General features: G+C 54.9%; 18 protein-coding genes. 16 read left to right on the top strand and 2 right to left on the bottom strand.

All coding sequences use genetic code 11. The annotated features are described in order from the left end of the window. Positions 1–97: 97 nt before the first annotated feature. From Q5705_07070 to Q5705_07035, 8 genes are all read left to right on the top strand, one after another. Positions 98–1144 carry a PhoH family protein gene (locus Q5705_07070; GenBank protein ID WLI78305.1) on the top strand — a complete coding sequence of 349 codons (1047 nt, stop codon included), beginning with the start codon at positions 98–100 and terminating at the stop codon, positions 1142–1144. Then, positions 1141–1608 (top strand): rRNA maturation RNase YbeY, encoded by a 468-nt coding sequence (gene ybeY / locus Q5705_07065; GenBank protein WLI78304.1) that lies wholly within the window; start codon positions 1141–1143, stop codon positions 1606–1608. Before Q5705_07070 ends, ybeY begins: the two co-directional genes overlap by 4 nt. A 103-nt stretch (positions 1609–1711) precedes the next feature. Then, positions 1712–2590: a CNNM family magnesium/cobalt transport protein CorC gene (gene corC, locus Q5705_07060; protein ID WLI78303.1), complete on the top strand. Its 879-nt coding sequence runs from the start codon at positions 1712–1714 to the stop codon at positions 2588–2590. A gap of 5 nt (positions 2591–2595) precedes the next feature. Next, positions 2596–4134 (top strand): apolipoprotein N-acyltransferase, encoded by a 1539-nt coding sequence (gene lnt, locus Q5705_07055; GenBank protein WLI78302.1) that lies wholly within the window; start codon positions 2596–2598, stop codon positions 4132–4134. A 440-nt stretch (positions 4135–4574) separates the two neighbouring features. Beyond that, on the top strand, positions 4575–5495 hold the full coding sequence (locus Q5705_07050) for an amino acid ABC transporter substrate-binding protein (protein WLI78301.1): 921 nt from the start codon (positions 4575–4577) through the stop codon (positions 5493–5495). 158 nt (positions 5496–5653) lie between these two features. Continuing rightward, complete coding sequence (locus Q5705_07045; GenBank protein ID WLI78300.1) at positions 5654–6394, top strand: amino acid ABC transporter permease; 741 nt, start codon at positions 5654–5656, stop codon at positions 6392–6394. A 2-nt stretch (positions 6395–6396) separates the two neighbouring features. Further along, positions 6397–7071, top strand: a complete 675-nt coding sequence (gene gltK, locus Q5705_07040) for a glutamate/aspartate ABC transporter permease GltK (GenBank protein ID WLI78299.1) — start codon at positions 6397–6399, stop codon at positions 7069–7071. Further along, on the top strand, positions 7071–7796 hold the full coding sequence (locus Q5705_07035) for an amino acid ABC transporter ATP-binding protein (protein ID WLI78298.1): 726 nt from the start codon (positions 7071–7073) through the stop codon (positions 7794–7796). The genes gltK and Q5705_07035 overlap by 1 nt, the downstream gene beginning before the upstream one ends. 41 nt (positions 7797–7837) lie before the next feature. On the opposite strand, the gene Q5705_07030 is transcribed toward Q5705_07035, so the two are convergent. After that, the gene (locus Q5705_07030) at positions 7838–8320 is read right to left on the bottom strand and encodes a zinc ribbon-containing protein (protein WLI78297.1); all 483 of its coding nucleotides are present in this window, start codon (positions 8318–8320) and stop codon (positions 7838–7840) included. A gap of 236 nt (positions 8321–8556) precedes the next feature. Here Q5705_07030 and leuS point away from each other — a divergent pair, with 236 nt between their 5' ends. From leuS to nadD, 4 genes are read left to right on the top strand one after another with little or no spacing between them, the layout of a single operon-like run. Next, positions 8557–11139 carry a leucine--tRNA ligase gene (gene leuS, locus Q5705_07025; protein WLI78296.1) on the top strand — a complete coding sequence of 861 codons (2583 nt, stop codon included), beginning with the start codon at positions 8557–8559 and terminating at the stop codon, positions 11137–11139. 14 nt (positions 11140–11153) lie between these two features. Further along, on the top strand, positions 11154–11717 hold the full coding sequence (gene lptE, locus Q5705_07020; protein WLI78295.1) for an LPS assembly lipoprotein LptE: 564 nt from the start codon (positions 11154–11156) through the stop codon (positions 11715–11717). Further along, positions 11717–12748 carry a DNA polymerase III subunit delta gene (gene holA, locus Q5705_07015; GenBank protein ID WLI78294.1) on the top strand — a complete coding sequence of 344 codons (1032 nt, stop codon included), beginning with the start codon at positions 11717–11719 and terminating at the stop codon, positions 12746–12748. The genes lptE and holA overlap by 1 nt, the downstream gene beginning before the upstream one ends. 1 nt (position 12749) lies before the next feature. Then, positions 12750–13391, top strand: coding sequence for a nicotinate-nucleotide adenylyltransferase (gene nadD, locus Q5705_07010; GenBank protein ID WLI78989.1), 642 nt, complete (start codon positions 12750–12752; stop codon positions 13389–13391). On the opposite strand, the gene cobD is transcribed toward nadD, so the two are convergent. Beyond that, on the bottom strand, positions 13366–14460 hold the full coding sequence (cobD, locus tag Q5705_07005) for a threonine-phosphate decarboxylase CobD (GenBank protein ID WLI78293.1): 1095 nt from the start codon (positions 14458–14460) through the stop codon (positions 13366–13368). The two genes, nadD and cobD, sit on opposite strands and share 26 nt — an antisense overlap. Positions 14461–14558: 98 nt before the next feature. Here cobD and Q5705_07000 point away from each other — a divergent pair, with 98 nt between their 5' ends. The 4 genes from Q5705_07000 (at position 14559) to mrdA (ending at position 18136) form a co-directional block, all read left to right on the top strand. Continuing rightward, a complete protein-coding gene (locus Q5705_07000; protein WLI78292.1) occupies positions 14559–15176 on the top strand; it encodes an adenosylcobalamin/alpha-ribazole phosphatase in 618 nt (205 codons plus the stop codon). 243 nt (positions 15177–15419) lie between these two features. After that, positions 15420–15737, top strand: a complete 318-nt coding sequence (gene rsfS / locus Q5705_06995) for a ribosome silencing factor (GenBank protein ID WLI78291.1) — start codon at positions 15420–15422, stop codon at positions 15735–15737. A 3-nt stretch (positions 15738–15740) separates the two neighbouring features. Then, positions 15741–16208 (top strand): 23S rRNA (pseudouridine(1915)-N(3))-methyltransferase RlmH, encoded by a 468-nt coding sequence (gene rlmH / locus Q5705_06990; protein ID WLI78290.1) that lies wholly within the window; start codon positions 15741–15743, stop codon positions 16206–16208. A 26-nt stretch (positions 16209–16234) separates the two neighbouring features. Then, positions 16235–18136, top strand: coding sequence for a peptidoglycan DD-transpeptidase MrdA (gene mrdA / locus Q5705_06985; GenBank protein ID WLI78289.1), 1902 nt, complete (start codon positions 16235–16237; stop codon positions 18134–18136). The last annotated feature ends 2 nt before the right edge of the window (positions 18137–18138 follow it).

Below are 18138 nucleotides of genomic sequence, written 5' to 3'. Positions count from 1 at the left end.
CTCATCCCCACATCATGCCCGATGCTTGCGACTTCTCTCTATGCCGTAAATACTTCCTTTATAAGTGCTGCGGCAATACATATCAAAGAGGAACAGTTTGAACATAGACACTCGTGAAATTACCCTTGAGCCAGCGGACAACGCACGTCTGTTAAGTCTGTGCGGCCCGTTTGACGACAATATCAAACAACTGGAGCGGCGACTGGGCATCGAAATCAACCGCCGCGATAACCACTTCAAACTCACCGGGCGCGAAATTTGCGTCAGTGCAGCTGCCGATATTTTGAAGAGCCTGTATGTCGATACCGCCCCGATGCGCGGTCAGACGCAGGATATCGAGCCGGAACAAATTCACCTGGCGATCAAAGAAGCCCGCGTACTGGAACAGAGCGCCGAGAGCGTGCCGGATTACGGCAAAGCGGTCAATATCAAGACCAAGCGGGGTGTTATCAAGCCGCGCACGCCGAACCAGGCGCAATACATCGCCAATATTCTTGATCATGACATCACCTTCGGCGTGGGCCCGGCCGGTACCGGTAAAACTTACCTTGCGGTGGCAGCCGCGGTGGACGCGCTGGAGCGCCAGGAAGTACGCCGTATTCTGCTGACCCGCCCGGCGGTTGAAGCGGGTGAAAAACTCGGCTTCCTGCCCGGCGATCTCAGCCAGAAAGTCGACCCTTACCTGCGCCCGCTGTATGACGCGCTGTTTGAAATGCTCGGCTTTGAACGTGTCGAGAAGCTGATTGAACGCAACGTGATTGAAGTTGCGCCACTGGCATACATGCGCGGTCGTACTCTTAACGATGCGTTTATCATTCTTGATGAAAGCCAGAACACCACCATCGAACAGATGAAGATGTTTCTGACGCGTATCGGCTTTAACTCGAAAGCCGTCGTTACCGGCGACGTAACGCAGATTGACCTGCCGCGTAACACCAAATCCGGTTTGCGTCACGCCGTTGAAGTGCTGGCGAACGTCGATGAAATCAGCTTTAACTTCTTCCACAGCGAAGACGTGGTGCGTCACCCGGTGGTTGCGCGTATCGTTATCGCCTATGAAGCCTGGGAAGAAGCAGAACAGAAACGGAAAGCCGAACTGGCCGCCGAGCGTAAACGCGAAGCCCAGGAGCAGGAGCAGAAATGAGTCAGGTGATCCTGGATTTACAACTGGCGTGTGAGGATAACAGCGGCCTGCCAGAAGAGGCGCAGTTTCAGAAATGGCTGGACGCTGTTATCCCGCAGTTTCAGGAAGAAGCGGAAGTGACCATTCGCCTGGTCGACACCGCGGAAAGCCACGAGTTGAATCTGACGTATCGCGGGAAAGACAAGCCAACCAACGTGCTCTCTTTCCCGTTCGAAGCCCCGCCCGGCATCGAAATGCCATTGCTTGGCGATCTGATAATCTGCCGCCAGGTGGTGGAACAGGAAGCGCAGGAACAAGGCAAACCGCTTGATGCCCACTGGGCGCATATGGTGGTGCACGGCAGTTTACACCTGCTGGGTTACGACCATATTGAAGACGAGGAAGCCGAAGAGATGGAAGGGATCGAGACAGAGATAATGCTTGCTCTGGGCTATGAGGATCCGTACATTTCCGAGAAGGAGTAGTCTGTGCGCCGGTTCGCTGGCGCATCGACACAAAATGCCGTCCGGCGCTGAGTTTACGCGTGACGAGCGACAGTTTAACTAACATGAGAACCCACACGACGCCATGAGCGACGATAACTCACACAGTAGCGACAATACCCACAGCAAAAAGGGATTCTTCTCCCTTTTACTCAGCCAGCTTTTTCACGGCGAACCGAAAAACCGCGATGAATTACTGGCTCTGATCCGAGACTCCGGGCAGAACGAGCTTATCGACAACGATACGCGCGACATGCTTGAAGGGGTAATGGATATCGCCGACCAGCGCGTTCGCGACATCATGATCCCCCGTTCACAAATGATTACCCTGAAACGCAACCAGACACTGGACGAATGTCTTGATGTCATTATCGAGTCCGCCCACTCGCGTTTTCCGGTCATTAGCGAAGACAAAGATCACATCGAAGGGATTCTGATGGCTAAGGATCTGCTGCCGTTTATGCGCAGCGACGCCGAAGCATTCAGCATGGAAAAAGTATTACGCCCGGCAGTGGTGGTACCGGAAAGCAAGCGCGTCGATCGCATGCTGAAAGAGTTCCGCTCCCAGCGCTACCATATGGCTATCGTTATTGATGAGTTTGGTGGTGTCTCCGGTCTGGTGACTATCGAAGATATCCTTGAACTGATCGTCGGCGAAATCGAAGACGAATACGACGAAGAAGAGGATATCGATTTCCGCCAGCTCAGCCGCCACACCTGGACGGTGCGTGCGCTGGCCCCGATTGAAGACTTCAACGAAGCCTTCGGCACCCACTTCAGTGATGAAGAGGTGGATACCATCGGCGGGCTGGTGATGCAGGCGTTCGGCCACCTGCCCGCACGCGGCGAAGCCATTGAAATTGATGGTTACCAATTCAAGGTCGCTATGGCAGACAGTCGACGTATTATTCAGGTCCATGTCAGAATGCCGGATGATTCTCCGCAACCGAAACTGGATGAGTAATGTAAATGGTATTTGCCCCACTGTTTGAGCGCCAGCGCGTGCGTCTGCTGCTGGCGTTACTGTTCGGAGCCAGCGGAACGCTGGCTTTTTCTCCTTATGACTTCTGGCCCGCAGCGCTCATTTCCCTTATCGGTCTGCAAGGCTTAACCCTCAATCGTCGCCCGTTACAGGCCGCCTGGATTGGCTATTTCTGGGGTCTTGGCCTGTTTGGCAGCGGCGTTCACTGGGTGTATGTCAGCATCGCCCAATTCGGCGGGATGCCGGGCCCGGTCAATATTTTCCTGGTGGTGTTGCTGGCGGCGTACCTGTCGTTATATACCGGCCTGTTTGCCGGAATATTGTCGCGCCTGTGGCCGCAAACCAGCTGGTTGCGCGTAGCGATTGCGGCACCCGTCGTCTGGCAAATCACCGAGTTTCTGCGCGGCTGGATCCTGACCGGCTTCCCGTGGTTGCAGTTTGGCTACAGCCAGATTGACGGCCCGCTGAAAGGCCTGGCGCCGGTGCTGGGCGTTGAGTCGATCAACTTTCTGCTGATGGTCGTCAGTGGCCTGCTGGCACTGGCGCTGGTGACGCGTAACTGGCGTCCGCTGGTGGCGGCTATCGTGTTGTTTGCCCTGCCGTTCCCGCTGCGTTTTATTCAGTGGTATCAACTGCTGCCAGACCGCACCACCCAGGTGACGATGGTGCAGGGAAATATCCCGCAATCCCTGAAGTGGGACGAAGGGCAACTGATTAATACGCTGAAGATTTATGCCGGTGCGACCGGGCAGGTGCTGGGCAAATCGCAGCTGATTATCTGGCCGGAATCAGCAATCCCGGATCTGGAAATCAATCAGCAACGCTTTTTGAACGAGATGGATAATGTGCTGCGCGAAAATAACAGCACGCTGATCACCGGCATTGTCGATGCGCGCCTCAACAAGCAAAACCGTTACGACACCTACAACACGGTGATTACGCTCGGTAAAGACAGCGCCTACAGCTACAGTTCGACGGATCGTTACAACAAAAACCATCTGGTGCCGTTTGGCGAGTTTGTGCCGCTGGAGTCGATTTTACGCCCGCTGGCCCCGTTCTTTGATTTGCCGATGTCATCCTTCAGCCGAGGGCCCTATGTGCAACCGCCGTTGAGTGCGCACGGTTTCAAACTCACGGCGGCGATTTGCTATGAAATCATTCTCGGCGAACAGGTGCGCGACAATTTCCGCCCGGATACTGATTTCCTGCTGACTATCTCAAACGATGCCTGGTTCGGTAAGTCGATCGGCCCGTGGCAACATTTCCAGATGGCGCGTATGCGCTCGCTGGAACTGGCGCGCCCGCTGCTGCGCAGCACCAATAATGGTATTACCGCCGTGATTGGCCCGCAGGGCGAGATTCAGGCCATGCTGCCGCAATTTACCCGTGAGGTGCTGACGACCCACGTCACGCCGACAACGGGCCTGACGCCGTACGCGCGAATGGGCAACTGGCCGGTGTGGGTAATCTCTGGTCTGTTGGGCTTTGCCGCGCTGATAATCAGCCTGCGCCAGCGTCGTCGTTAACGCCTTTCCACTCCCCGGCCTTCTCACTCTGTAGGCCGGATAAGCGTCAGCGCCATCCGGCGATAAAACGCCACCGGACATACTTGCCGGATGGCGGCTGCGCCTTATCCGGCCTACATACAGATCTGCCCGCCGATCAAATGCTTGTTTTGGCATGCCGCTTGCTTATATCTACCCCGCAGCTATGAAATCCGCTTATGTGCAATCTTGTCGCACCGGCAGGGAACAGTAGCAGCACCATTCTGGTGCAATGAAAGATTTTTGCCTCTTAACGGTGCGGCGCGCCTCGCAAAAATAAACAATACCGCAGCAAAATCTTTACATTAAGCCAGACTGGATGTAACAAACACACTCGACACTGCACGAATATGTGGCAGCACATAACAACAACACAACGGGTATCAACGTGCTTTTCGCACTGACGATAAAGGAGTCTGGATATGCAATTACGTAAACTGGCCGCCGCGATGCTGGTGATGGGAATTTCCGCCGGCCTGGTCCATGCTGAAGATGCGAAACCTGCCGACGCAGCGGCTCAGCAATCGACGCTGGATAAAATTGCCAAAAATGGCGTTATCGTCGTCGGTCACCGTGAGTCTTCCGTACCGTTCTCCTATTACGACAACACACAAAAAGTCGTGGGTTACTCTCAGGACTACTCCAATGCCATCGTCGAAGCGGTGAAGAAAAAGCTCAACAAGCCGGACCTGGCCGTGAAGCTTATCCCCATCACTTCTCAAAACCGTATTCCACTGCTGCAAAACGGCACTTTTGACTTTGAATGTGGTTCCACCACCAACAACGTTGAACGCCAGAAACAAGCGGCTTTCTCTGACACCATTTTCGTCGTCGGTACGCGCCTGCTGACCAAAAAAGGCGGTGCGATTAAAGATTTCGCCGATCTGAAAGGCAAAGCGGTCGTCGTGACCTCCGGTACCACTTCCGAGATCCTGCTGAACAAGCTGAACGACGAGAAAAAAATGGATATGCGCATCATCAGCGCAAAAGATCATGGCGACTCATTCCGTACCCTGGAAAGCGGCCGTGCAGTGGCCTTTATGATGGATGACGCCCTGCTTGCCGGTGAACGCGCGAAAGCCAAGAAACCGGATAACTGGGACATCGTTGGCACTCCGCAATCGAAAGAAGCCTACGGCTGCATGCTGCGCAAAAACGATCCCGAGTTTAAAAAGCTGATGGATGACACCATTGCTCAGGTGCAAACCTCCGGCGCGGCGGAAAAATCCTTCGACAAGTGGTTTAAAAACCCCATTCCGCCAAAAAACATGAACCTGAACTTCGAACTCTCTGACGATATGAAAGCGCTGTTCAAAGAACCGAATGACAAAGCTCTGAACTAATTACAACCATTAGGGGCGGGTTTACCTGCCCTCTCGATTGTCGAAGTTGCACGGACAGACTATGCGTTGAGGGGTCGTTCCCCCTTCAGCGTGAAAACTCGCACTTCATACAATCTTCGAGGGTAGCGCTGCTACCCTTTTTTTTCCGGAGTAGATTTATGTCCATAGACTGGAACTGGGGAATTTTCCTGCAACAAGCCCCGTTCGGCAACACCACCTATCTTGGCTGGCTATGGAGTGGTTTTCAGGTCACTATCGCGCTTTCCGTGACGGCCTGGATTATCGCTTTCCTGGTCGGTTCTCTGTTTGGCATCCTGCGCACCGTTCCTAACCGTTTCTTGTCCGGCATTGGCACTTGCTATGTCGAGCTGTTCCGTAACGTGCCGCTGATCGTGCAGTTCTTCACCTGGTATCTGGTGGTACCAGAATTGCTGCCGGAAGATATCGGCATGTGGTTCAAGGCGGAGCTGGATCCCAACATTCAGTTCTTCGTTTCGTCGATGGTTTGTCTCGGGCTGTTTACCGCCGCCCGTGTGTGCGAACAGGTCCGCGCGGCGATCCAGTCGCTGCCGCGTGGCCAAAAAAATGCCGGTCTGGCGATGGGATTAACGCTACCGCAAACCTACCGCTACGTACTGCTGCCTAATGCCTATCGCGTGATTGTGCCGCCAATGACCTCTGAGATGATGAACCTGGTGAAAAACTCGGCCATCGCCTCGACTATCGGCCTGGTGGACATGGCGGCGCAGGCGGGAAAATTGCTGGATTACTCCGCCCATGCGTGGGAATCCTTTACCGCAATTACCGTCGCTTATGTGTTGATTAACGCCGTCATTATGTTGGCGATGAACCTGGTTGAACGCAAAATTCGCCTGCCGGGCAATATGGGAGGCAAATAATCATGTACGAGTTTGACTGGAGTTCTGTCGTCCCTGCCCTGCCGTATCTGGTGGACGGGCTGATTGTCACGCTGAAAATCACCATTATCGCTATTATTGTCGGCATCGTCTGGGGAACGCTGTTGGCGGTGATGCGCCTGTCGACCTTCACCCCGCTGCGCTGGTTCGCCAAAAGTTACGTGAACGTGTTCCGCTCCATTCCGCTGGTAATGGTGCTGTTGTGGTTCTATCTGATTGTGCCGGGTTTTCTGCAAAATGTGCTCGGTCTGTCACCACAAACCGATATCCGCCTGATTTCCGCGATGGTGGCCTTCTCAATGTTTGAAGCGGCCTACTACTCCGAAATCATTCGCGCTGGTATCCAGAGTATTTCCCGCGGGCAATCCAGCGCCGCGCTGGCGCTGGGCATGACGCACTGGCAGTCGATGAAACTTATCATCCTGCCGCAGGCGTTTCGCGCCATGGTTCCACTGCTGCTTACGCAGGGGATCGTCTTATTCCAGGACACCTCGTTGGTATATGTCCTGAGCCTGGCGGATTTCTTCCGCACGGCCTCTACGATTGGCGAGCGTGACGGCACCCAGGTCGAAATGATCCTGTTTGCTGGCGCTGTCTATTTTGTTATCAGTCTTAGTGCTTCGCTGTTGGTCAGCTGGCTGAAGAAAAGGACCGTCTAATGATTTCCCTGAAAAATGTTTCGAAATGGTATGGCCACTTTCAGGTGCTGACCGACTGCTCCACAGAAGTGAAAAAAGGTGAAGTGGTGGTGGTTTGCGGCCCGTCGGGTTCCGGCAAATCGACGCTGATTAAAACGGTGAACGGTCTGGAGCCGGTGCAAAAAGGCGAGATCGTGGTTAACGGCACCAAAGTGAATGACAAGAAAACCAATCTGGCAGAACTGCGTTCCCATGTCGGTATGGTGTTCCAGCACTTTGAGCTGTTCCCGCACTTGTCGATTATCGAAAACCTGACGCTGGCACAGGTGAAAGTGCTCAAGCGTGATAAAGCCGCCGCGCGGGACAAAGGGCTTAAGCTACTGGAACGCGTCGGCCTGTCGGCCCATGCCAATAAATTCCCGGCGCAGCTTTCCGGGGGTCAGCAGCAACGTGTGGCCATCGCCCGCGCGCTGTGTATGGATCCGGTAGCGATGCTGTTTGATGAACCGACTTCCGCCCTCGATCCGGAGATGATCAACGAAGTGCTGGACGTGATGGTCGAACTGGCAAACGAAGGGATGACGATGATGGTGGTGACTCACGAAATGGGCTTTGCCCGTAAAGTGGCGAACCGCGTGATCTTTATGGATGAAGGGAAAATTGTCGAAGACTCCGAGAAAGAGGCCTTCTTCGACAACCCGAAATCGGAACGCGCCAAAGACTTCCTTGCCAAGATCCTGCACTAACCGCGTTACGCCTGCCCCTCATTCGTGGGCAGGCGCTTTCATCAAGGTTCAAACGGACGACGCTGGAACTGATCGTGACCGCATTTAGGGCACAGCGGCAACACATCAGGCGTATAAACCGCCAGGTGAAAATGGCACTTCTCACAAACCAGATTCCCCAGCCCCACCACTTCGCCGCTGTGATACACGCCGTGGTGATTAAGATCCTGGAACACCTCGCGCCACTCCAGTTGCGTTTTATCGGTGATATCCGCCAGCTCCTGCCAGATGCTCTCTTTAATCACCCGCATAAAAACGCCGTCGGTGACCTCATCCTGACTTTCGTTATAACTGCGCGCAAACTCTTCCAGATCGCGGCGGATGGCCCGCATCAGCTCGTCAACTTCTGTGCGCGTTAATTCACCGGTCTGTGCGACCCGCTGGCGTGCCTGTTCGACTAATGCGTCAATATCACGATCGCCATTACGCAGGCGTTCGGTCAATGAGGCAACCAGTTCACGGTAAAAATGAGCAACCTTGTTCATCGTTTCGCCTCCCGGTTAAGTAACTAATTCTAATGATAGACGTTATTTTTCATCCTCAGTGCCGACTCGCCCGCACAGTCGACAAAAAGTCACGTTCTAAAGAGGGCGGCTATTTCACTTCCGCTTTTTAGGAAAGGCTGTTTTGAGGCTGGCGTTTGGGCTATGCTATGCCGACTGAAAAATCACGTATCAACGCTACATTTGTAGCTGTAGCAAAAACAGGACTACTGGCTGCCATGCAAGAGCAATACCGCCCGGAAGAGATAGAATCCAACGTACAGCGTCACTGGGAAGAGAAACGCACATTCGAAGTTACCGAAGACGAGAGCAAAGAGAAATACTATTGCCTGTCGATGCTCCCCTATCCTTCTGGCCGACTACACATGGGCCACGTCCGTAACTACACCATCGGTGATGTTATTTCCCGCTACCAGCGCATGCTGGGCAAAAACGTGCTGCAACCTATCGGTTGGGATGCGTTCGGTCTGCCAGCGGAAGGGGCGGCCGTAAAGAACAACACTGCGCCCGCGCCGTGGACTTACGACAACATCGCCTACATGAAAAACCAGCTCAAAATGCTGGGCTTCGGTTATGACTGGAGCCGCGAGCTGGCGACCTGTACGCCAGAGTACTATCGCTGGGAACAGAAGTTCTTCACTGAGCTGTATAAAAAAGGCCTCGTCTACAAAAAAACCTCTGCGGTGAACTGGTGCCCGAACGACCAGACCGTCCTGGCGAACGAACAGGTTATCGACGGCTGCTGCTGGCGCTGCGATACCAAAGTTGAGCGTAAAGAGATCCCGCAGTGGTTTATCAAAATCACCGCTTATGCCGACGAGCTGCTGAACGATCTGGATAAGATGGATCAATGGCCAGACACCGTTAAAACCATGCAGCGTAACTGGATTGGCCGTTCCGAAGGGGTGGAAATCACCTTTGACGTGCAAAACAGCGACCAGAAACTGACCGTCTACACCACTCGCCCGGATACCTTTATCGGTGCCACTTACCTCGCCGTTGCCGCTGGTCACCCGCTGGCCCAGCAGGGTGCGCAAAACAACCCGGCGCTGGCGAGCTTTATCGATGAATGCCGCAATACCAAAGTGGCGGAAGCCGATATGGCGACGATGGAGAAAAAAGGCGTCGACACCGGTTTGAAAGCGATTCATCCCCTGACCGGCGAAGCCATTCCGGTGTGGGCGGCAAACTTTGTCCTGATGGAATATGGCACTGGCGCGGTGATGGCCGTTCCGGGCCACGATCAGCGCGATTATGAATTTGCCACCAAATACAGCCTGCCGATCAAGCCGGTTATCCTCAACGCCGACGGCAGCGAGCCGGATCTCAGCGCGCAGGCGATGACCGAAAAAGGCGTACTGTTTAACTCTGGCGAGTTTGACGGTCTCGATTTTACCGCTGCCTTTAACGCAATTGCCGATAAGCTGGCAGCCAAAGGCGTCGGCGAACGCAAAGTGAATTTCCGTCTGCGCGACTGGGGCGTTTCCCGCCAGCGTTACTGGGGCGCGCCAATTCCAATGGTGACGCTGGAAGACGGCACCGTCATCCCTACGCCAGAAGATCAACTGCCAGTTATCCTGCCGGAAGATGTCGTCATGGACGGCATTACCAGCCCGATCAAGGCCGATCCACAGTGGGCGAAAACCACGGTTAACGGCCAGCCTGCGCTGCGTGAAACTGACACCTTCGATACCTTTATGGAGTCTTCCTGGTACTACGCGCGCTACACCTGCCCGCAGTACGACAAAGGGATGCTGGATCCCAACGCGGCGAACTACTGGCTGCCGGTTGATATTTATATCGGCGGTATCGAACACGCAATCATGCACCTGCTCTACTTCCGCTTCTTCCATAAATTGATGCGCGATGCAGGCATGGTCAACTCTGACGAGCCAGCGAAACAACTGCTTTGCCAGGGGATGGTGCTGGCAGATGCCTTCTACTACGTTGGCACGAGCGGCGAGCGTAACTGGGTTTCGCCGAAAGAGGCTATCGTTGAGCGTGACGAAAAAGGCCGTATCGTGAAAGCCCATGATGCAGCAGGTCACGAGCTGGTCTATACCGGCATGAGCAAAATGTCCAAGTCGAAAAATAACGGTATCGATCCGCAAGAAATGGTTGAACGTTACGGCGCGGACACCGTGCGTCTGTTTATGATGTTTGCTTCTCCGGCAGATATGACGCTGGAGTGGCAAGAGTCCGGCGTTGAAGGGGCGAACCGCTTCCTGAAACGCGTCTGGAAACTGGTTTACGAACATACCGCTCAGGGTGCCGTTTCCCCGCTGGATGTGGCTGCATTGAGCGAAGATCAGCAAGCACTGCGTCGCGACGTGCACAAAACCATCGCTAAAGTTTCCGATGATATTGGCCGTCGTCAGACCTTCAACACTGCTATCGCGGCGATTATGGAACTGATGAACAAGCTGGCGAAAGCCCCGCAAGAAAGCGCGCAAGATCGCGCCTTAATGCAGGAAGCGCTGCTGGCGGTAGTGCGTATGCTGAACCCGTTCACGCCGCACGCAAGCTTTACGCTCTGGCAGGAGCTGGGTGGCGAAGGCGATATCGACAACGCACCGTGGCCGGTCGCAGACGAAAAAGCAATGGTCGAAAACACCACGCTGGTTGTTGTGCAGGTTAACGGCAAAGTGCGCGGTAAAATTACCGTTGCCGTCGACGCAACCGAAGAGCAAGTGCGTGAACGTGCGGGCCAGGAACACCTGGTAGCGAAATATCTTGAGGGCGTTACCGTGCGTAAAGTGATTTACGTACCGGGTAAACTGCTCAACCTGGTCGTTGGTTAAGCGCGGGAGGAAGCGTGCGATATCTGGCAACATTGTTCGTAGCACTGGCGGTGCTGATCACCGCCGGATGTGGCTGGCATCTGCGTAGTACCACGCAGGTGCCACCCGAAATGAAAACGATGATCTTTGATTCTGCCGACCCGAATGGTCCGCTGAGCCGCGCGATCCGCAGCCAGCTTCGCCTGAACGGCGTGACGCTGCTGGACAGCAGTTCAACGCGTCAGGACGTGCCGTCACTTCGCGTAAAATCCTCGTCATTGACCAGCGATACAGCCTCCGTTTTTCAGGATGGCCGTACTGCCGAATATCAAATGGTTATGACAGTAAACGCGAGCGTGCTGATCCCGGGGCATGATATCTACCCGATCAGCACCAAAGTCTATCGTTCGTTCTTTGATAACCCGCAAAAGGCGCTGGCAAAAGCGGCTGAGCAGGAGATCATTGTTCAGGAAATGTACAACAAAGCCGCCGAGCAACTGATTCGCCAGTTGCCAAGCGTGCGCACGGCTGATGCAAAAAATCCGCGTGACGCCGCGACACCTACCGTTGCGCCTGTATCGGCAACGCCAGGCAGCTAATGCTCAGGTTGTATCCGGAACAACTCCGCGCGCAGCTCAACGAAGGGCTGCGCGCGGCGTATCTGCTGCTGGGTAACGATCCGTTACTGCTTCAGGAAAGCCAGGATGCCGTGCGCCAGGTTGCCGCCGTGCAAGGTTTCACTGAACACCACACCTTTTCCCTCGATAACAGCACCGACTGGGATGCTGTTTTCTCAATTTGCCAGGCCCTGAGCCTGTTCGCCAGCCGTCAAACGCTGTTGCTGCAACTGCCCGAAAACGGCCCCAATGCGGCTATCAATGAGCAACTGGCAAAGCTTGTCAGCCTGCTGCATGACGATCTGATCCTGATTGTGCGCGGTAATAAATTAACCAAAGCGCAGGAAAACGCCGCCTGGCTAACGCAACTGAATAACCAGATTGTGCAGGTCAGTTGCCAGGCGCCGGAGCAGGCGAATCTGCCGCGTTGGGTTGCGGCGCGGGCAAAGCAAAACAAACTCGAGCTGGATGAAGCCGCGAATCAGCTACTCTGCTACTGCTACGAAGGCAATCTGCTGGCACTGGCACAGGCACTGGAGCGGCTGGCGCTGCTGTGGCCGGATGGCAAACTGACCCTGCCCCGCGTAGAACAGGCGGTTAACGATGCGGCGCACTTTACGCCGTTTCACTGGGTCGATGCCCTGCTGGCCGGGAAAAGTAAACGCGCGCTGCATATTCTCACCCAGTTACGGCTGGAAGCCTGCGAACCGGTGATTTTGCTGCGCACCGTGCAGCGGGAACTGTTGCTGCTGGTGACGCTGAAACGCCAGATGGCGCAAACCCCTCTGCGCGCTTTGTTTGATAAACACCGGGTATGGCAAAACCGCCGGGGTGTGACGACCGACGCGCTCAATCGCCTTAGCCTCGATCAGCTACGCCAGGCGGTACATCTGCTGAGCCGTATTGAGCTGATTGTGAAGCAGGATTTCGGCCAGTCGGTATGGGCGGAGCTGGAAGGGCTTTCTCTGCTACTCTGTCATAAGGCACTGGCAGACGTTTTTATTGATGGTTGATATGAATCAGTTGCAGGCACTGTTTGGTGGTACGTTCGATCCTGTCCATTACGGGCATCTTAAACCTGTCGAAGCACTGGCGAATTTGATTGGCCTGTCAAAGGTGATCATTATGCCCAATAATGTGCCGCCGCATCGCCCGCAGCCGGAAGCCAGCAGCCAGCAACGCAAAAAAATGGTTGAACTGGCGATTGCCGACAAACCGCTTTTTACCCTTGATGAACGCGAACTGCGCCGCGATACGCCCTCTTACACGGCGCAAACCTTGCAGGAGTGGCGCGAAGAACAGGGGGCGCAGAGACCGCTGGCTTTTATTATCGGCCAGGACTCGCTGCTCCATTTCCCCACCTGGCACCATTACGACACCATTCTCGACAATTGCCATTTGATTGTTTGCCGTCGCCCCGGCTACCCGCTGACGATGGAGCAGGACGCGCACCAACAGTGGCTGGAAGCCCATCTCACCCGCGATCCGGAAGATCTGCATACGCTGCCTGCCGGAAAGATTTACCTTGCCGAAACGCCGTGGTTTAACATCTCCGCCACGCTGATTCGCGAACGGCTGGAGAGCGGCGAACCGTGCGACGATCTGCTGCCCGCCGCCGTGCTGGATTACATCAACGAGCAGGGTTTATACCGCTGAACACTGCCGTCATGGCCGCAATCAGCGCGTCGTTTTCCGCCCCACCGCGCACCGCGACACGATAATAACGCCCGTCCAGCCCCGGATAATTCGCACAACTGCGAATCAATACATACTGTTCGAGCAAGGCACGCTGTAAATCGATATCCGGCGCATCACAGCGCAGAAAAAGGTAGTTCGCCGCCCCTGGCCAGACGGCCAGCGCAGGCAGTGCGTTGAGCGCATTGAACAGGCGTGGGCGCTCGCGTTCCACCCATTGCCAGCTTGTCTGCTGATAATCGCTATCCTGCAAAATCACTTCCCCCGCCAGCGCCGCGAAGGCATTGATTGACCACGGCATTTGCGCCGTGCGCATCTGATTGACTTTTTTAACATTACTGCCCAGCAGATAGCCCAGCCGCAGGCCGGGAATGGCATAAAACTTAGTCAGCGAACGCAGCACCCACAGGTGCGGATTATCGGCCAGATGCGGGATAAACCCTGTGCGTTCGGGAATGAAATCCATAAACGCTTCATCAAGGATAAGCTGGATCCCCAGCGTCTTGCAGCGAGCACAAATCGCATGGAGCAGCGCATCGTCCGGCAATAAGCCGGTGGGGTTATTGGGCGTACAGAGAAACAGGCAATCTATATCGGCACTCAGTGCGGCTAACAACCGTTCGGTCAGTTGCCAGCCCTCTTCTTCCCGCAGAGCAAACTGCGTAATTTCACATCCCACACGCGACAACGCCCGGCGATATTCGGCAAAACCGGGCGTAATCAGCAGTGCTTTGCGCGGCGCAAGCGCATTGACCAGCGCGAAAATCGCTTCCGTTTCCCCATTACCGGCCAGCACCCACGACACCGGCACGTTATGGTGCGCCGCCAGCACCTGATGCAGGCGCTGATAGTCGGCATCCGGGTAACGCTCGGCCAGCGCCAGGTTGTTGAGCAAAGCGTGTTTCAGTGATTCGGGCATTCCTGCCGGGTTGATATTGGCGCTAAAATCGAGCAATTGCGCTGGCGCGATGCCGAGCAGCTCGGCCGCCTCGCGGGTATTGCCGCCGTGCGCGCTATGAAACAGAGTCATCTTCCGCTCCGGTCAAAAGTCGCTATCTTAGCGAAAAAGGGAGGTGGATTCAGGGGGCGATGATAAACTTTGCGCAGAAATTCAGCCGGGAGAGAAGAATGCGACTCTGGTTAATACGCCACGGGGAAACCGAAGCCAATGTCGCCGGGCTTTATAGCGGACATACCCCAACGCCGTTAACGCCGAAAGGGCTTGCCCAGGCGCAGACCCTGCATGATTTACTGCATAGCGTGCCCTTCGATTATGTGCTTTGTAGCGAACTGGAACGTGCGCAGCAAACGGCAGAGTACGTACTCGCATCACGCGATCTGACGATTCACACGACACCGTTGCTTAACGAAATGTTTTTCGGCGACTGGGAAATGCGCCACCACCGTGATTTAACGCGGGAAGATCCTGAGAGTTATGCCGCCTGGTGTACCGACTGGCAACATGCGATCCCCACCAATGGTGAAGGGTTTCAGGCTTTTTCCGCCCGTATTGAGCGCGTTATTGCGTTGTTGAATGAATTAAAACAGACGCAGAACAACGTGCTGATCGCCAGCCATCAGGGAGTGATTAGCCTGTTGATTGCCCGCTTACTCAACATGCCCGCCGCTTCGCTGTGGCATTTTCGGGTCGAACAGGGCTGCTGGAGTCTGGTCGAAATCCAGGATGACTTTGCCACGCTACGGGTGCTGAATAGCCGCGCGGTGTGCCGTGATGGCGAGGCATAGCCTGTTTTTCACGCATCGCATTCACGCCGCTGATTCGGTCATTGACACGCCCTTCCAGGCTGCTATTCTCCGCGCGCAGAATTGTTTTACAAAATTGGCAATGCAATCGCATGGCCAGGATGGGATGATAGCCAGCTTTTGAAATTGGCGGGAGGAGACATTTGTCCCGACAATTGATGCAGTTCAGGTATAATGTCAGGCCGTTCATTAACAGTACACTTTTTATTCACCCAGGGGGAACACTTGCAGGGTAAAGCACTCCAGGATTTTGTAATCGACAAAATTGATGACCTGAAAGGTCAGGACATCGTTGCCATTGACGTTCAGGGCAAATCCAGCATCACCGACTGCATGATTATCTGCACCGGCACATCCACTCGTCATGTTGTCTCCATCGCCGATCACGTGGTTCAGGAATCCCGCGCCGCTGGCTTGCTGCCGCTGGGCGTTGAAGGCGAAAGCGTCGCCGACTGGGTAGTGGTCGATCTGGGCGATGTGATTGTCCATGTGATGCAGGAAGAGAGTCGCCGCCTGTATGAACTGGAAAAACTCTGGGGTTAATGCGTGAAGCTGCAACTGGTCGCCGTCGGCACAAAAATGCCGGACTGGGTACAGACAGGTTTTAGTGAATATCTGCGTCGCTTTCCGAAAGATATGCCATTCGAGCTGGTGGAAATTCCTGCCGGAAAGCGCGGTAAAAACGCCGATATCAAGCGGATCCTTGATAAAGAGGGTGAACTGATGCTAGCCGCAGCGGGCAAAAACCGCATCGTCACTCTCGATATCCCCGGGAAACCCTGGGATACGCCGCAACTGGCAAACGAGCTGGAACGCTGGAAGCAGGACGGGCGCGACGTCAGTTTACTGATTGGCGGGCCGGAAGGGTTATCCCCTGCCTGCAAAGCGGCGGCAGAACAAAGTTGGTCACTCTCTGCGCTGACTCTTCCTCACCCGCTGGTGCGTGTGCTGGTTGCTGAAAGCCTGTATCGCGCATGGAGTATTACGACCAATCATCCTTATCACCGTGAGTAACGAGTCTTAGGCAGATTAAGCAGCGGATGAAATTACAGAATTCTTTTCGCGACTATACGGCTGAGTCCGCGCTGTTTGTGCGCCGGGCGGTGGTCGCTTTTACGGGGATTTTGCTGCTTACCGGCGTGCTGATCGCCAACCTTTATAATCTGCAAATCGTCCGTTTTGCGGATTACCAGACACGCTCCAACGAAAACCGCATCAAACTGGTGCCTATCGCCCCGAGCCGCGGCATTATTTACGATCGCAACGGCACGCCGCTGGCGCTGAACCGCACCATTTACCAGGTGGAAATGATGCCGGAGAAGGTCGATAACGTGCAGCAAACGCTGGATGCGCTGCGCGATGTGGTCGATCTGAACGACGATGATATCGCCAACTTTAAAAAAGAGCGTTCCCGCTCGCACCGTTTTACCTCTATTCCGGTAAAAACCAACCTGACCGAAGTGCAGGTTGCTCGCTTTGCCGTTAACCAGTACCGTTTTCCCGGCGTGGAAGTGAAAGGCTATAAACGCCGCTTTTATCCGTATGGTTCCGCGCTGACGCACGTTATTGGCTATGTGTCGAAAATCAACGATAAAGATGTCGAACGGCTGGATAAAGAGGGCAAACTCGCCAACTACGCCGCCACCCACGATATCGGTAAGCTTGGGATCGAGCGCTATTACGAAGATGTGCTGCACGGTGAGACCGGTTATGAAGAAGTTGAAGTCAACAACCGTGGCCGGGTGATCCGCCAGCTCAAAGAGGTGCCGCCGCAGGCCGGGCATGATATCTACCTGACGCTGGATTTGAAATTACAGCAGTATATCGAAACGCTGCTTGCCGGTAGCCGTGCTGCGGTGGTGGTGACCGATCCGCGCAGCGGCAGCATCCTGGCACTGGTTTCCATGCCGAGCTATGACCCAAACCTGTTTGTCGATGGCATCTCCAGCAAAGATTACTCGTCCCTGTTAAACGATCTGAATACGCCGCTGATCAACCGCGCGACGCAGGGGGTTTACCCGCCAGCATCAACGGTGAAACCCTATGTCGCCGTCTCCGCGCTGAGCGCCGGGGTGATCACCCGCAACACCAGCCTGTTTGATCCGGGTTGGTGGCAGTTACCGGGTTCTGAAAAACGCTATCGCGACTGGAAAAAATGGGGCCACGGCCATCTGAACGTCACCAAGTCGCTGGAAGAGTCCGCCGATACCTTCTTCTACCAGGTCGCCTATGACATGGGCATCGATCGCTTGTCGGAGTGGATGAGCAAATTTGGCTACGGTCACTATACCGGTATCGATCTTTCGGAAGAGCGCTCGGGGAATATGCCGACCCGCGAATGGAAGCTGAAACGCTTTAAAAAACCGTGGTATCAGGGCGACACCATCCCGGTGGGGATCGGCCAGGGTTACTGGACCGCCACGCCGTTGCAGATGAATAAAGCGATGATGACCCTGATCAACGACGGCGTGGTTAAAGTGCCGCACCTGCTGATGAGCACTGTGGAAGACGGCAAACAGGTGCCGTGGAAGCAACCCGTTCAGCCGCCGGTTGGTGATATTCACTCCGGTTACTGGGAAATTGCCAAAGATGGGATGTACGGCGTGGCGAATCGCCCGAACGGAACCGGCCATAAATACTTTGCTAATGCGCCGTATAAAGCGGCGGCAAAATCCGGTACCGCGCAGGTCTTTGGCCTGAAAGCTAACGAAACCTATAACGCTCATCGCATTGCCGAGCGTCTGCGCGATCACAAATTGATGACCGCCTTCGCACCGTATGACAATCCACAGGTTGCGGTGGCGATAATTCTGGAAAACGGCGGTGCAGGCCCGGCTGTCGGGACTCTTATGCGCCAGATCCTCGACCATATTATGCTTGGCGATAACAACACCGAGTTGCCGGCGGAAAACCCGTCCACGGCAGCGGCGGAGGACCAATAATC

It is taken from the genome of Kosakonia sp. H02, from assembly GCA_030704225.1.
Lineage (GTDB): Bacteria > Pseudomonadota > Gammaproteobacteria > Enterobacterales > Enterobacteriaceae > Kosakonia.
The sequence above is the reverse complement of the archived record's forward strand: the minus strand, read 5'-3'. Positions and strand labels throughout refer to the sequence as shown.

Bases quoted from the DNA above. Each gene is read 5' to 3' on its own strand.
- Q5705_07045 (WLI78300.1), top strand. From the start codon at position 5,654: ATGTCCATAGACTGGAACTGGGGAATTTTCCTGCAACAAGCCCCGTTC.
- holA (WLI78294.1), top strand. From the start codon at position 11,717: ATGCTCAGGTTGTATCCGGAACAACTCCGCGCGCAGCTCAACGAAGGG.
- Q5705_07000 (WLI78292.1), top strand. From the start codon at position 14,559: ATGCGACTCTGGTTAATACGCCACGGGGAAACCGAAGCCAATGTCGCC.
- ybeY (WLI78304.1), top strand. From the start codon at position 1,141: ATGAGTCAGGTGATCCTGGATTTACAACTGGCGTGTGAGGATAACAGC.
- Q5705_07030 (WLI78297.1), bottom strand. From the start codon at position 8,320: ATGAACAAGGTTGCTCATTTTTACCGTGAACTGGTTGCCTCATTGACC.
- leuS (WLI78296.1), top strand. From the start codon at position 8,557: ATGCAAGAGCAATACCGCCCGGAAGAGATAGAATCCAACGTACAGCGT.
- Q5705_07035 (WLI78298.1), top strand. From the start codon at position 7,071: ATGATTTCCCTGAAAAATGTTTCGAAATGGTATGGCCACTTTCAGGTG.
- Q5705_07050 (WLI78301.1), top strand. From the start codon at position 4,575: ATGCAATTACGTAAACTGGCCGCCGCGATGCTGGTGATGGGAATTTCC.
- mrdA (WLI78289.1), top strand. From the start codon at position 16,235: ATGAAATTACAGAATTCTTTTCGCGACTATACGGCTGAGTCCGCGCTG.
- cobD (WLI78293.1), bottom strand. From the start codon at position 14,460: ATGACTCTGTTTCATAGCGCGCACGGCGGCAATACCCGCGAGGCGGCC.
- corC (WLI78303.1), top strand. From the start codon at position 1,712: ATGAGCGACGATAACTCACACAGTAGCGACAATACCCACAGCAAAAAG.
- nadD (WLI78989.1), top strand. From the start codon at position 12,750: ATGAATCAGTTGCAGGCACTGTTTGGTGGTACGTTCGATCCTGTCCAT.
- lnt (WLI78302.1), top strand. From the start codon at position 2,596: ATGGTATTTGCCCCACTGTTTGAGCGCCAGCGCGTGCGTCTGCTGCTG.
- gltK (WLI78299.1), top strand. From the start codon at position 6,397: ATGTACGAGTTTGACTGGAGTTCTGTCGTCCCTGCCCTGCCGTATCTG.